Origin of the sequence: Streptomyces sp. NPDC007875, from assembly GCF_042868035.1 — a bacterium.
In the GTDB taxonomy this organism is placed as follows: Bacteria; Actinomycetota; Actinomycetes; order Streptomycetales; family Streptomycetaceae; genus Streptomyces; species Streptomyces antimycoticus.
In genome coordinates this window covers 1-12,906 of the sequence record NZ_JBIADZ010000056.1, presented here as the reverse complement: position 1 = coordinate 12,906, position 12,906 = coordinate 1, and the positions used below count along the sequence as shown (strand labels likewise).

Here is a 12,906-nt window from a genome sequence, read left to right as displayed (position 1 = left end):
TCAGGCCACCTCCTCGGTGCCGGGCCCGCCGTTCGTGGCGACGGATCGGGTGATCATGGCGACCAGCCGTTCGATGTCGAGATCGGCGATCGGGGCGTCCTCGACGCTGCGTCCCTCGTACATCACGGTGATCCGGTCGCAGACCTCGAACAGGTCCTGTAGCCGGTGGGTGATCAGGATGACGCCGACGCCCTGGGCGGCGACGTCGCGGATCATCTTCAGCACCTGCCGGACCTCGGCGACGGCGAGGGCGGCGGTGGGTTCGTCCAGGATCAGCACGCGCGGGCGGAACGACACCGCACGGGCGATCGCCACGGCCTGCCGCTGCCCTCCGGACAGCTCGCCGATCTCCTGGTAGGTGGATTTCACCCGGACGTGCAGTTCGGAGAGGGTTTCCGCCGCTCGGGCGTGCATCGTGGCGCGGTCGATGAAGGGGCCTCTGCGCGGTTCACGGCCGAGGAACAGATTGCTGGCCACATCGAGGGTGTCGCACAGGGCGAGGTCCTGGTAGACGATGCCGACCCGCTCGCGGCGGGCGTCGGCGGGGCTGGTGAAGCGGACGTCGCGGCCGTCGATGGAGATCTGCCCGCCGTCGTGCTGGACCGCACCGGCCAGGACCTTCATCAGGGTCGACTTCCCGGCGCCGTTGTCGCCGACCAGGCCGAGCACCTCGCCCGGGGCCAGGGTCAGGTCGACGCCGCGCAGCGAGCGGACGGCGCCGAACGATTTGGTGATACCTCGCAGGGAGACCAGTGCGCTCTCGCCCATCACTTCTCCAGGTAGTAGAGGTAGTTCTTGACGTTGTCCGGGGTCACCAGCTGGGTGGGAACGGGCACTTGTCGGCGGGTGGTGCGGCCGCAGGCGAGGTCGATCGCGGAATTCATGGCCTCGTAGCCGAACCGAAAGGTGTTCTGTTGCAGCACACCGGTGATCCAGCCGGCCCGCAGCCCGTCGACGGCCTGGCTGGACAGGTCCCATCCGACGACCTTGAGGTCCTTGGTGCGGTGCTGGCTGACCACGGCGGCGGCCAGGCCGATCAGCGCGGGCTCGCCGGTGGCGTAGGCGTACTTCAGACCGGGGTCGCGGGTGAGCAGGTTCTCGGCGGCGGTCTGGGCGTTCTCCTGGATGTTGCGGCCGTCGACCACGTTCTGGATCTTCATGCCCTTGGCGGTGACGGTGTCGGTGAATCCTTTCTGCCGCTCGTTCTGGATGGTGCTGTTGAGCGCGCCGACGACGCCGATCCCACCGCGGTTGCCGGCCGTCTTCAGCAGGGCCTCGCCGATCCGCCGGCCGCCTTCCGTGTTGCCGACGCCGACCTGGACGGAGACCGCGGGGTCGTCGACGGTGGCGTCCACGGCGACGACCGGCACGCCCGCCGCCTTGGCCCGGCGGATGGCGGGCTTGATGCCCTCGGTGTCGACCGCGTCCACGATGATGGCGTCGTAGTGGTTGGCCACCAGGTCGTCGATGGCGTTGGCCTGGGTGGCGGAGTCGTCGTTGCCGTTGACGATCTGGGTTTTGACCCCGGCCTTGCGGGCCACGGTCCGGGCGCCGGTGTTGATCTGGTTGAAGAACAGCGCCTGGAGGTTGATGGGCACGATACCGATCTTCGGAACGTGGCCGCGGACGGTACAGGAGCGGGCGACCTCCGCGGGCGGCGGCGGGCCCTGCTCGGTGGTCTTCTTCTCGGCCGCCATCTCGCGGCGGGCCTGGGTGTCGCAGCCGACGGTCGTCAGCAGCAGGCCCAGCGCGACCACGGCCGTCACTTTCTGGCGCATCTGCTCTCCTTGTCCTACGGGGTGCGGGTCGGCTCCGGGGTTTCGGGAGTGGGGTGGGCCGCGAGCCAGGATTCGACGGCCCGCCGGTCGGGCAGCCCGTCACGGGCGCCGGGGCGGGTACAGGACAGGCCGGCCGCGACGGCGGCGAAGCGCGCCGCCTCCAGCGGGGACCGGCCCCGGTCCAGTTCGGCACAGTATGCGCCGGTGAAGCAGTCTCCGGCCCCGGTGGCGTCGACCGTATCCACGTCGATCGCCGGACCGTCGTGGCGTTCACCGGCCGGGGTCAGCAGGGTCCAGCCGCGCGAACCGTCGGTCACGACCAGATGGACGTCATGGTCGGCGGCGGCCCGGACCAGGGCCGGTTCTCCGCCCAGTAGCGCGACGGCCAGCGGCCGGCCGACGACGGCGTGATCGGCCGCGGACAGCGCGGTGCGCATCGCCTCCGCCCGGTCGCAGCCGTCGAGGTCCACCACCAGGCCCGGTCCTGGCGTCCCGGGCGGGGCGTCGGCGGCGGCCTCGGCCAGCGCGGCGGCGGCCTCGGGGAAGCGGTAGCCGTCGAGGTAGAGCCAGTTGGCCCCGGCCTCGCGCGCGGCCCGTACCGTACGGGTGATGTGCTGGGCGTCCAGCTCGTCGTCCTGGCTGATGACGGCGCGTTCGCCGTCCGGGGTGAGCAGCACGACGGCGGTGGTGAGGGTGCCGGTGCGGGCGGTCCAGTCGGTGCGGACCCCGTCGGCGGCGAGTGCGGCGAGGAACGCCGTGCTCCGCGGCTCCGGTCCGACCACGCCGGCGAACCACGCGTCGGCCCCCGTCCGGGCCGCGGCCGCCGAGGCGTTGGCGGCCATCCCGCCGTGGCCGTGGCGGATGGCGGTCGCCTGCACGCGGTCACCGGGAGCGGGCAGCGCCGGCACACCGACGGTCAGGTCGATGTTGGCGTACCCGCAGAAGACGATCACGGGAGCACCACTCCGGCCTTGGCCGCCGCGGTGGTCAGCTCGCGGACCTTGGCCCGGTCGACCCGGCCCCACCAGCGGCCGTTGTCCTTCACTGAGGACGCGACGATCACCCCGTCGCAGGCGGGCAGCAGGCCGCCGATGTTGCCCGCGGTAATACCGGAGCCGATCACCACCGGCAGGGTGGTGTGGGCGGAGATGCCCTCGACCTCCTCCAGTGAGGCGGCGTCCCCGGTCCGGGAGCCGGTGGCGATCAGCACATCGGCGCCGAAGAACTCGGCGTCCTCGGTCTGTTCGGCCAGTGTGCGGTCGGCGACGATGGCGTGCGAGCCGTGCTTGACGTGCACGTCGGCGAAGACCTTGACCGGGCCGGCGCCGATCCGGCTGCGATAGCGGCTGGCGTGTGCCGACTGGCCCTCGATGATGCCCTCGTTGGCGACATAGGCATTGGCCCACTGGTTGACCCGTACGAATCCGCCGCCGCCGGACCAGGCGGAGGCGATGGAGCACTCGGCGGCGTTGGACAGCACGCTGACCCCGAGCCTGCCGCCGGCCCCCTCCAGCACGGCGTGCCGCACCCGGTCGGTCACCACGGCCATCGCCGCCGATGTCTCATAACCGTGTTCGCCCGGTTTGAGGAACGGGATGTCCCAGTGGTTCTCCACGATCAGCCCGTGGCAGCCGCCCTCCAGATAGGCCCGCGCCTCCTCGACCGCGAAGGCGCAGATCTCGTCCAGCGGGGCGCCCTCGTAATGCGGGCTGCCGGGCAGCGGCGGCAGGTGCACCACGCCGATGACGACCTTCGGGGTGCCGAACAGCTCCTTGATCGCGTTCGGCCGGGGCGGGAACACCCCAAGGCCGCTCGTGCTCCCGGATGTCGTCATCGCGCCACCTCAATGCAATCGATTACAGTCGAGTTGCGGAGGACCGTAGGCAGGGGTCAGGTGCCGTGTCAAGGCTCTATGCTGATTCAACGCGTCAGGTCACATCGGTGTTGGAGCCATGTGACCGCCATGTTTCCCGGCAGGAAGGTAATCGATTGCAACGGGTCACGATCGCTCAGGTCGCCGAGCGTGCCGGTGTCTCCACCGCCACCGTGTCGCGGGTGCTCTCCCGCCGGGGCCAGGTCTCGGCCGCGGTCGAACGCAAGGTCCGCCGCGCCGCCGACGACCTGGGCTACCAGGTCAATGTCATCGCCAGGGCACTGCGCAACAGTCGTACCGACACCGTGGGGATGGTCGTGCCCAGCATCACCAACCCGTTCTTCACCTCGCTGGTGGAGAGCGTGGAACACGCCCTCGGGAAGGACGGCAAGGAGCTGTTCCTGTGCGACGCGCGCTCCGACCCGCGGATCGAGGCGCGCCGGCTGGCCTCGCTCGCCGCGCGCAACGTCGACGGCATCATCGTCAGCCCGAGCCACGGCGTCGACAGCCGGCCCGCCGTGCAGCAGACCGCGGACCGGCTGCCGCTCGTCCAGCTCGACCGATTCGTCGACGGCACCACCACCGACTGGGTGGGCGTCGACGACGTCGCCGCGATGCGGCAGGTCATGGACCACCTCCACGACGGCGGGGCGCGGTCGGCGGCCTTCATCGGCTCGCTGATGACCCACTCCTCCACGGAGCAGCGGTTCGCCGGGTTCCGGCGGCGCGCCGAGGAGCTGAACATCGAGGTGAAGCCGGACCAGGTGCTGCTCGGGGACTACAGCGTGGAGTGGGGCGAGGCCGCCGTGGCCCGGCTGATCGCGGAGGGCGGCCTTCCGGACGCGCTCGTATGCGCCGATGACCTGATCGCGCTCGGGGTCACCCGCGCCTGCCGGGCCCACGGTGTCGCGGTGCCCCAGCAGGTGCAGGTGACCGGCTACGACGACATCGAGTTCTCCCGGCTGACCGAGCCGGCCCTGACCACGGTCCATCAGCCCCGTGACCGGATCGCCGCGGAGGCGGTACGGCTGCTGGCCGCGGCGAGCCTGGCCAAGGACGCCGAGCGCGGCCCGCACGCGCATATCTCACTTGTGCCGACCCTGGTGGTGCGCGACAGCACCCGGGCCACGCAGGCGTCCCCGGACCGTATATGACGGCGACTCACCACAACTCCAGGAGGACCCCGATGGACGACGCGGACACATGGCGCGGTGCGACGGACCTCGCGCGGCGGCTGGTGCGGATCGACACCCGGGGCGGCCGGGAGGCACCGGCCGCCGCACTGGTGGCGGACCGGCTGGACGGCGCGGGGTTCGACGTCCGGGTCGAGGAGCCGATATCCGGCCGGGCCAACGTCGTCGCCCGGTTCGGGCCCGCGGTACCACGGGTGCCGGTCACCTTCACCGGACACCTGGACACCGTGCCCGCCGATCCGTCGGGCTGGTCGTTCGACCCGATGAGCGGGGAGCTGCGCGACGGTCGGCTGCTCGGCCGCGGCAGCAGCGATATGAAAGCCGGCGTGGCCTGCCAGGTCGAGGCGGCGATACGGGCCGCCCGGGAAAGCCCGCGGGACACGGCCGTACAGCTGATCTTCACCTTCGGCGAGGAGACCGGCTGCCATGGGGCCGAGGAGATCGACGCGGCGTCGCTCACCCCCACCGACCTGCTCATCGTGGGCGAGCCGACCGGCAACCGGACCGTCCTCGGCCACAAGGGCGTGCTGTGGCTCGCCGCGACGGCCCGTGGGGTCTCCGCGCACGGTTCCCGCCCGGAGCTGGGCCGCAACGCGATCGCCGCGCTCGCCGCCGCGGCGAGCAGGATCCACGGGCACCGTGACTGGCCGGTGAGCCCGACCCACGGCCCGGCCACGGTCAACATCGGCACGTTCCACGCGGGCGAGCAGCCCAACCTGGTGCCGGACCGCGCCGAGATGCGGCTGGACGTGCGCACCGTTCCCGGCTTCGGACGGGACGAGGCGATCGCGGAGATCGCCCGGCTGTGCGGCGACGGCATCGGCCTCGAACAGCTGCTGGACCTGCCCGGCGTCGCCACCGATCCGTCGGCTGCCGCCGCCGCGCGGGAAATCCTGGCCCCCGGCTCCTCGGCCCGCCCGGCCGAGTACGCGACCTACTTCACCGACGCCTCGGTGCTGACCGACCGGCTCGGCGATCCGGCGGTGGTGGTGTACGGTCCGGGCGACCCGGATCAGGCCCATGTCACCGATGAATTCTGCTCGCTTGCCGCCATGACCGAGTCCGCGGAGGCGATGCACCGGCTGCTGCGGCGCCTGTAGTCCGACGAGCGCGGTGCCGTCCCGGGCTCGAATCCGCAGACCGCCTCGACAGGTGCCGTGCGCTATACTGGATCTTGTCACGGTCGCCCGAACTCCGGGCAGTCGGTCGTGCGTTGGTGGTCCAAGGAAAGACGCCCCGCTTCCTGCGGGGAGATGCGGGTGCAAGGCCTGCCCAGCGCTCAGAAGACGAGCCCACCCCGCTTACGGGGTGGGCTCGCGCGGTTTCATGGCACACACGCTCGACAAGGACAAGGCCAGCGGCACCGACCCTCATCATCACCGAGGTCGGTGCGGACTTCTCGCTCCGCGAGCACCTCGGCGTCTTCGGCGATTCCCGCTCGGTGCCGCCCGACAACGGACGGTCCGCGGCCCCGGCCTTCGACACGGACGGCGGCGTGCGCCTGGGCGAGCTCAGCCGGAGCCGAAGATTAATGATCAAGCACCCATCTGCATGGATGATGTACCGGCACCCGCGGTGTGACAATTCAGGGACGGCCACTCCGCCGACCTGACCGCCGAATACCGAGCCGGTGCCCCATGGCCGGCCGCTTCCTCAACGGCGTGGGCCTGGCCTTCCACACCATCGAGAAGGTCGGTCGGCCCCGCCAACTTGAGCATCGCCCTGGAGCAGCGCCGCAAGAACTTCGACGTCAACGCCTTCCGCCGCCACGCGGACCTGGTCCAGTGCCGTGAGCCGGAACTCGAGCTGCTGGGGCGCCACCTGGGACGGCTGCCGGTCTCCGAGGCGCTGCCTCGACGTCGGCCTTGAGCTGGGCGATCTCGTCGCGCCAGTGGAGCACCCGGCACCCGGAACACCGCGCGCGTGTGGCCAGTCGGCCCGATCCCGCTCCGCCTCCCAAGGCGGCCAGGCGGTGCGCAGGCATGCACTTCGCGTACCGCGCACCGTCATTGGAGTCATTGGAGCGAAAGACCGGCCCCGGACTCACCGGCGGTGACGGGCTCCCGCCCTTCGCACTCACGGCCACGCCCGGCGGTGTCGGGAGCGCCGTCGCGTCGACTTCGTCTCGCTGGGCCGTACGATCACGAATCCCTCGCCCCCAGCTCGAGCTGGAGGGCTTCGCCGGAACCGCCGCGCAGGGACGGGCCGATGCTCTGGGAACGGTTCAGGGTGGACTTCAGCGCCGTGGTCCAACCGACGACGGCGTCGGTGTCCACGAAGACGGGGGCCTGCGGGGAGACAGGTATGACGATGGGGGCCGCAGAGGTCACTCTGCATGCGCATGATCCCGTGCCGGATGATTGCTCCACAACGACGCCGCAGGGGACGGCTTGGCCATTTCGTCCCGGGGTCACCCGCCGTCCCGCCCGGCGCAACTGCTACCAGAGGGCGAGCTGGGTCTGTACGAAGTGGCGGATGTGCTCGTAGGCGAGCCCCGCGTGTGGTCGATGGTTTGCATGGGAGAGCGAGTGCGGTACGAGCTGTTCGCGCTAGCAGGTTTCGGCCGTCGGCGGAAGTGGCGCGGCACCTGTCGACCTTGCAGGAGATTCGCACGATTCCCTCGGGCATCGCTTGATTGTCCCGGACGGGCATCGCCTCCATGCTGGGGCTGTACTGCCCAGGGGATACGCAACGTCCTGGTCGCTGTGTTCGTTTCTGAATGCATCCATCCGAATGGTTTCGCCCGAGGGGTGGCCGTCGATTCGGCTCCCTTTCCGGGGTAACGGCTGCGGCGTAGTACCGCGGCTGACATGACGGCGCGGGAGACAGGATGAGGTCCCCGGGCCACCTGGCCGGTTCACGAGGAGCGCCATGCATGCGCGAGTGATAGATCCCTTGCTCCAGCCCTTCACGCTCAAGAGCCTCACCCTGCGCAACAGGGTGGTCAGCACCTCGCATGAACCGGCGTTCGGGGAAGAGGGGCTGCCCCGGGACCGGTATCGGATGTACCACCTGGAGAAGGCGCGGGGCGGTGTCGGGCTGACGATGATCGGTGGGTCGGCGGTCGTGTCACCCGACAGTCCGCCGTCCTTCGGCAATCTGCTGCTCTACCGCGACGAGGTGGTGCCGTGGTTCCGCCGGCTGTCCGACGATGTGCACGCCGCCGGGGCGGCCGTCATGTGCCAGGTCACCCACCTGGGGCGGCGCACCAGCAACTACACGGGTGACTGGTTGCCGGTTCTTTCCGCGTCGCCGGTGCGGGAGCCCGCTCACCGGGCGTTTCCCAAAGAGGCCGAGCCGTGGGACCTGGACCGCGTGGTGCAGGACTACGCGGACGCGGCCGCCCGCTGTGAGGCCGGGGGTCTCGACGGGATCGAGATCCAGTCGTACGGACACTTCCTGGACAGTTTTCTGTCCCCGACGACGAACCACCGGGACGACGCGTTCGGCGGGAGCCTCGCGCATCGCATGGCGTTCCCGCGCCGGGTGATCCGCGCGATCCGGTCCGTGGTCGGGCCCGAATTCATCGTCGGCATCCGCATGATGATGGACGAGGACCGGCCCGGCGGACTGGTCCTCGACGAGGCGCTGACCGCGGTCCGGGCGTACATCGAGGACGGTATCGACTTCCTCAGCACCATCCGGGGCTCGATCGAGAGCGACGCCACCCTGGCGAAGGCGATCCCGTCCATGGGCACCCCCTCCGCACCGTTCCTCGACTTCACCGCCGAGATCAAGCGAAGGATCGATGTGCCGGTGATGCACGCCGCTCGCATCGCCGACGTCGCCACCGCGCGGTACGCGGTACGGGAGGGCCTCCTGGACCTGGTCGGCATGACCCGGGCCCACATCGCCGATCCTCATCTCGTGGCCAAGGTCGCCGCCGGGGACGAGGACCGCATCCGGCCGTGCGTGGGGGCGAGTTACTGCCTCGACGCGATCTATGACTCCGGGGACACCAAGTGCATCCACAACGCCGCCACCGGGCGGGAGTTGCGGCTGCCGCACACCATCGCCCCCGCGGCCGAACGGAAGAAGGCCGTGATCGTGGGCGCCGGGCCCGCGGGACTGGAAGCGGCCCGGGTCCTGGGTGAACGCGGCCACGAGGTCGTCGTGTTCGAGGCCGGTGACCTCCCGGGCGGGCAGATACGCATCGCCGCCTCCAACACCCGCAGGCGGGATCTCCTCGGCATCGTGGACTGGCGCGTCGACGAGTGCAAGGTGCTCGGCGTCGACCTGCGGCTCGGGGTGCTGGCCGAGGCGGCGGACGTTCTCGCGGAACGTCCCGACATCGTGCTCATCGCCACCGGCGGACTGCCCAACGTCTCCTTCCTCACCGAGGGAGCCGACCTCGTGTCCGATACGTGGGACGTCCTGGGTGGATCCCTGCGTCCCCGCGGACACGTGCTGGTCTACGACGACAACGGCGCTTATCCGGGCCTGGACGCCACCGAGCTGATGGCCCGCAAGGGCCTCCACATCGAGTACGTGACGCCGGAACGCACACTGGCACCCGACGTCGGCAGCATGAACTCGCCCGCCTATCTGCGGGTCTTCGCCGAACACGCGGTGAGCACCACACTGGCCCACCATCTGCTGTCCGTACACCGCACGACCGACGGGCGACTTACGGCGACCCTGCGCAGTGCGTACGCGGACACCGAGGCGGAGCGGGTCGTGGACCACGTGGTGGTGGAGCACGGGACGCTGCCCCTCGCGGACCTCTACTGGGACCTGCTCCCCGCGTCGAGCAACCTCGGCCGCGTGAATCACCCCGCCCTGCTTGCCGGTGAACCGCAGCGGGAAGTCGCCAACCCCCAGGGGCACTTTCAGCTGTTCCGTATCGGGGACGCCATCACCAGCCGCAACATCCACGCCGCGGTGCTCGACGCACTGCGCCTGTGCCTGCCGATGTGACCCAGCCGCCGCACCACCCCATGGAGAGGAGAGCAGCGTGACATCACCGAGCAGCGTGACATCAGTGGGAAGCACCATGTCCCGGGAGAAATCCCGGATCCAGGACGCGGTGGCGCGACGGGCCGTCGGCCATAGCCTGGAAGGGCCCTTCTACACCGACCGGGAGTTCTTCGACCTCGACATCGCGGCGATCTTCACGCGCCAATGGCTCTTCGTGGCCGTGGACGCCGAGCTACCCGGGCCGGGCGACTACACCAGGGTGGAGATCGGGCCGTACTCGGTCCTCGTCATGCGCGACGACGAGGACAACCTGCGCGCGTTCCACAATGTGTGCCGGCACCGTGGCGCCCGCATCCTGGAGGCAGAGCGCGGGTCGGTCGGCAACCTGGTCTGCGGATACCACAAGTGGACGTATGGAACGGACGGCGGACTCCGGTACGCCCCCTCCCAGCCGGGGGACTTCGACCGCGGGTGTTTCGGCCTCAAAGCGGTGCACGTGCGCAGCGTCGGGGGGTTCGTGTTCGTCTGCCTCGCCGACGACCCCCCGGCCGACTTCGGCGAGGTGACCGCCCTGGTGGAGCCATACCTTCTGCCGCACGGCCTGCGTCGGGCGAAGGTGGCGGCCCGCACCGACCTCGTCGAAGACGGCAACTGGAAACTCGTGATGGAGAACAACCGGGAGTGCTACCACTGCGACGGCCACCCCGAGCTGCTGCGCACCTTCTTCCCCACCTACGGCTACACCGAGGACAACGTTCCCGCCCAGCTGCGTCCGGCGCACGAACGCTATCTGCGGACCGACGCCGAGCTGCGCGAGACGTGCGAGCGGCTCCGCCTGCCGTACGCGCTCATCGAGGAACTGGACCAGCGCACCACCGGCTTCCGCATCCAGCGCGACGCGCTCGACCTGGCCGGCGAATCCTTCACCCCGAACGGCACGGCCGCCTGCCGCCGCCTGCTGGGCGACCTGCCCACGCCACGCCTGGGGCACCTCTCCCTGCACATGCAACCCAACTCCTGGTTCCACGTCCTCGGCGACCACGCGATCACCTTCAGCGCCCTGCCCGTCGCCCCGGACAAGACCTTGCTGCGCACCACATGGCTCGTGCACCCGGAGGCCGAGGAGGGGGTCGACTACGACCGGGACACCCTCCTCAAAGTCTGGACGGCGACGAACACGCAGGACGCGCGCCTCGTCGCCCGCGCTCAGCTGGGTGTCTCCAGCCCGGCCTACGAGCCGGGCCCGTACGCCCCGACGGAGTACCAGGTCGAGGCATTCTGTAACTGGTACATCGCCCGACTCCGCGAGGAGTTGCGGCGATGACCGACACGCTCACCCTCCCGGGCCCGGACTCCTCCCGGCCGCTGACCGCTCGCGGCGAAGGGGACGGTGCGGCGGACCACGTGCTGGTCTGCAGACACGTCCACGACGCCACCCGCGATACGAAGACCTTCGCCTTCGAATCGGCTGAGCCCGGCCTCTTCCGGCACAACCCGGGCCAGTACCTCACGTTCACCTTCGAGATCGACGGCCAGGAGATCGACCGCTGCTACACGCTCTCCTCTCCGCCCTCGCGTCCGCACCTCGCCGCGATCACCGTCAAACGCGTGCCCGGTGGCCGGGTCTCGAACTGGCTGCACGACCATCTGTCTCCGGGCGACGTGGTGCGCGCCCGGGGCCCGCTCGGCGGGTTCTCGATGGCGCGGCACCCGGCGTCCGCGTATCTCTTCCTGTCCGGCGGCAGCGGGATCACGCCCCTGATGTCCATGACCAGAACCCTGTACTACCTGGCGTCCCCGGCGGACGCGGTGTTCGTGCACAGCGCCCGCACCCCCGACGACATCCCCTTCCGGCAGGAACTGGAGCTGATGGCGGCGACCGCGCCGAACATCCGGGTCACCCATGTCTGCGAGAACGATGGGGCAACGGAGCGGTGGGACGGACACCGGGGACGTCTCACCCTCGACATCCTGCGGCAGATCGCCCCCGACCTGCTCCGACGCGAGGTGTTCACCTGCGGACCGCCGGGGTACATGCGAGCGGTCCACCGGATGCTGGCCGCGGCGGGGCTCCCGGAGGACCGCTGCCACAAGGAGAGCTTCGAGGCACCGGGCCTTGCCCCGATGGGTACAGCGGCGGATGCGGGTGGGGCCACGACGTTCGCGGTCCAACTCTCCCGCAGCGGGCGCACGATCGCGTGTGACGCCGGTACCTCCGTGCTGGAAGCCGCGGCCCGAGTGGGGATCACGCTCCCCTCCTCCTGCGGACAGGGCCTGTGCGGTTCGTGTGTGTCCACCCTGGAGAAAGGGTCCGTCGACATGCGGCACAACGGCGGCCTCCGCCCCGGGGACGCAGCTCGGAACAAGATCCTCCTGTGCTGCTCAACGCCGCTGGAGGACCTGGTGATCGACGCCTGACGTGGCCGGAGGATGCGTCCCTGTGCGACGCCGCGCGGGGGAGGTGAGTCGGCAGGTGGCTGCCAGGGCGGGCGCGGTCAGGGCGACTCCGGCCCAGGTGAGGCCGGTCACCGCCGCGGTGAGCGGTATCCAGGTGGTCAGCAGCCCGACGGGGACCGCGGGCGCCCCGGACCCCCAGTAGAAGAGCAGGTACGGGGCGGCCCCGATCCCGGCGCGCTGCCCGGCCGGTGTCCGTGCGTCGACCGCTCGCGCGGCGCGCCGCTGTAGGCGAGCCCGTGCCCGATACCGGCGAGGACCGTGGAGCCGAGCGTGGCGGGCAGTGAGGAGGCCCCGGTGGACGCGGGGAGTAGCAGACTCCCGGCGAGCCCGGCGAGCCCGGCGAGGCCGAGCCGCTGGGCGGCGTAGGGGGTGCGGCGCGCGCCGGCGAGCAGGGCCGGCACGGACCGGACCAGGACGCTTCCCAGCACTCCGCCGGTCAGGGCCGGATGGTCGCCGTGCAGGGTCTGGCCGAGCAGCGTCGGCAGGAGGGCGAGGTAGATGCCGACGACGGCCCAGGCGAGAAACCCGCCCAGCCCCGCGGCCAGAAAGAGCGTGCGGAGGGCTGGTGGGATATGCGGGCGGGTGGGGCGCCACCGCCGCCGCACCCGCGCCCCGCCGGTGGCCCTCGGCGCGGGCACGGTCCGGTGCCACACCCATGCCAGCAGGGCCAGATGCGGCGCATAGGGAG

General features: G+C 70.7%; 10 protein-coding genes, 1 tRNA gene and 3 pseudogenes. 8 read left to right on the top strand and 6 right to left on the bottom strand.

Features of this window, described 5'->3' with window-relative positions; genetic code table 11:
- Genes ACFYOY_RS47665 through ACFYOY_RS47650 form a run of 4 tightly spaced genes read right to left on the bottom strand, consistent with a single transcriptional unit; the run spans nt 1 to nt 3,612 of the window.
- A complete protein-coding gene (locus ACFYOY_RS47665; RefSeq protein ID WP_351904555.1) occupies nt 1-768 on the bottom strand; it encodes an ATP-binding cassette domain-containing protein in 768 nt (255 codons plus the stop codon).
- Nucleotides 768-1,778, bottom strand: coding sequence for a substrate-binding domain-containing protein (locus ACFYOY_RS47660; RefSeq protein WP_351904558.1), 1,011 nt, complete (start codon nt 1,776-1,778; stop codon nt 768-770). Before ACFYOY_RS47660 ends, ACFYOY_RS47665 begins: the two co-directional genes overlap by 1 nt.
- A 14-nt stretch (nt 1,779-1,792) precedes the next feature.
- The gene (locus ACFYOY_RS47655; RefSeq protein WP_351904561.1) at nt 1,793-2,731 is read right to left on the bottom strand and encodes a carbohydrate kinase family protein; all 939 of its coding nucleotides are present in this window, start codon (nt 2,729-2,731) and stop codon (nt 1,793-1,795) included.
- Complete coding sequence (locus ACFYOY_RS47650; protein ID WP_351904564.1) at nt 2,728-3,612, bottom strand: BtpA/SgcQ family protein; 885 nt, start codon at nt 3,610-3,612, stop codon at nt 2,728-2,730. Before ACFYOY_RS47650 ends, ACFYOY_RS47655 begins: the two co-directional genes overlap by 4 nt.
- Before the next feature lie 155 nt (nt 3,613-3,767).
- Between ACFYOY_RS47650 and ACFYOY_RS47645 the strand changes: the two genes are divergently transcribed.
- From ACFYOY_RS47645 to ACFYOY_RS47625, 5 genes and pseudogenes are all read left to right on the top strand, one after another.
- On the top strand, nt 3,768-4,805 hold the full coding sequence (locus tag ACFYOY_RS47645) for a LacI family DNA-binding transcriptional regulator (protein WP_388594281.1): 1,038 nt from the start codon (nt 3,768-3,770) through the stop codon (nt 4,803-4,805).
- Nucleotides 4,806-4,837: 32 nt separating this feature from the next.
- Nucleotides 4,838-5,944: a M20 family metallopeptidase gene (locus tag ACFYOY_RS47640; RefSeq protein WP_388594278.1), complete on the top strand. Its 1,107-nt coding sequence runs from the start codon at nt 4,838-4,840 to the stop codon at nt 5,942-5,944.
- A 110-nt stretch (nt 5,945-6,054) separates the two neighbouring features.
- A tRNA-Gly gene (locus tag ACFYOY_RS47635) sits at nt 6,055-6,124 on the top strand.
- A 61-nt stretch (nt 6,125-6,185) separates the two neighbouring features.
- A pseudogene (locus ACFYOY_RS47630) lies at nt 6,186-6,456 on the top strand (hypothetical protein); the annotation flags it as partial.
- Between the two features lie 98 nt (nt 6,457-6,554).
- On the top strand, nt 6,555-6,713 hold the full coding sequence (locus ACFYOY_RS47625) for a hypothetical protein (protein WP_351904574.1): 159 nt from the start codon (nt 6,555-6,557) through the stop codon (nt 6,711-6,713).
- A 207-nt stretch (nt 6,714-6,920) separates the two neighbouring features.
- Here the strand turns inward: ACFYOY_RS47625 and ACFYOY_RS47620 are convergent.
- Nucleotides 6,921-7,174 (bottom strand): annotated as a pseudogene (locus ACFYOY_RS47620) (AIM24 family protein); the annotation flags it as partial.
- A gap of 541 nt (nt 7,175-7,715) precedes the next feature.
- On the opposite strand from ACFYOY_RS47620, the gene ACFYOY_RS47615 reads away from it, so the two are divergent.
- The 3 genes from ACFYOY_RS47615 (at nt 7,716) to ACFYOY_RS47605 (ending at nt 12,179) form a co-directional block, all read left to right on the top strand.
- Nucleotides 7,716-9,761 (top strand): FAD-dependent oxidoreductase, encoded by a 2,046-nt coding sequence (locus tag ACFYOY_RS47615; RefSeq protein ID WP_388594275.1) that lies wholly within the window; start codon nt 7,716-7,718, stop codon nt 9,759-9,761.
- Nucleotides 9,762-9,837: 76 nt separating this feature from the next.
- A complete protein-coding gene (locus ACFYOY_RS47610; RefSeq protein WP_351904580.1) occupies nt 9,838-11,085 on the top strand; it encodes an aromatic ring-hydroxylating dioxygenase subunit alpha in 1,248 nt (415 codons plus the stop codon).
- On the top strand, nt 11,082-12,179 hold the full coding sequence (locus tag ACFYOY_RS47605; RefSeq protein WP_388594272.1) for a 2Fe-2S iron-sulfur cluster-binding protein: 1,098 nt from the start codon (nt 11,082-11,084) through the stop codon (nt 12,177-12,179). Before ACFYOY_RS47610 ends, ACFYOY_RS47605 begins: the two co-directional genes overlap by 4 nt.
- Before the next feature lie 137 nt (nt 12,180-12,316).
- Here the strand turns inward: ACFYOY_RS47605 and ACFYOY_RS47600 are convergent.
- Nucleotides 12,317-12,906, bottom strand: a pseudogene (locus ACFYOY_RS47600) (hypothetical protein); the annotation flags it as partial.

Bases quoted from the DNA above. Each gene is read 5' to 3' on its own strand.
- ACFYOY_RS47665 (WP_351904555.1), bottom strand. From the start codon at position 768: ATGGGCGAGAGCGCACTGGTCTCCCTGCGAGGTATCACCAAATCGTTC.
- ACFYOY_RS47660 (WP_351904558.1), bottom strand. From the start codon at position 1,778: ATGCGCCAGAAAGTGACGGCCGTGGTCGCGCTGGGCCTGCTGCTGACG.
- ACFYOY_RS47650 (WP_351904564.1), bottom strand. From the start codon at position 3,612: ATGACGACATCCGGGAGCACGAGCGGCCTTGGGGTGTTCCCGCCCCGG.
- ACFYOY_RS47640 (WP_388594278.1), top strand. From the start codon at position 4,838: ATGGACGACGCGGACACATGGCGCGGTGCGACGGACCTCGCGCGGCGG.
- ACFYOY_RS47615 (WP_388594275.1), top strand. From the start codon at position 7,716: ATGCATGCGCGAGTGATAGATCCCTTGCTCCAGCCCTTCACGCTCAAG.
- ACFYOY_RS47610 (WP_351904580.1), top strand. From the start codon at position 9,838: ATGTCCCGGGAGAAATCCCGGATCCAGGACGCGGTGGCGCGACGGGCC.
- ACFYOY_RS47605 (WP_388594272.1), top strand. From the start codon at position 11,082: ATGACCGACACGCTCACCCTCCCGGGCCCGGACTCCTCCCGGCCGCTG.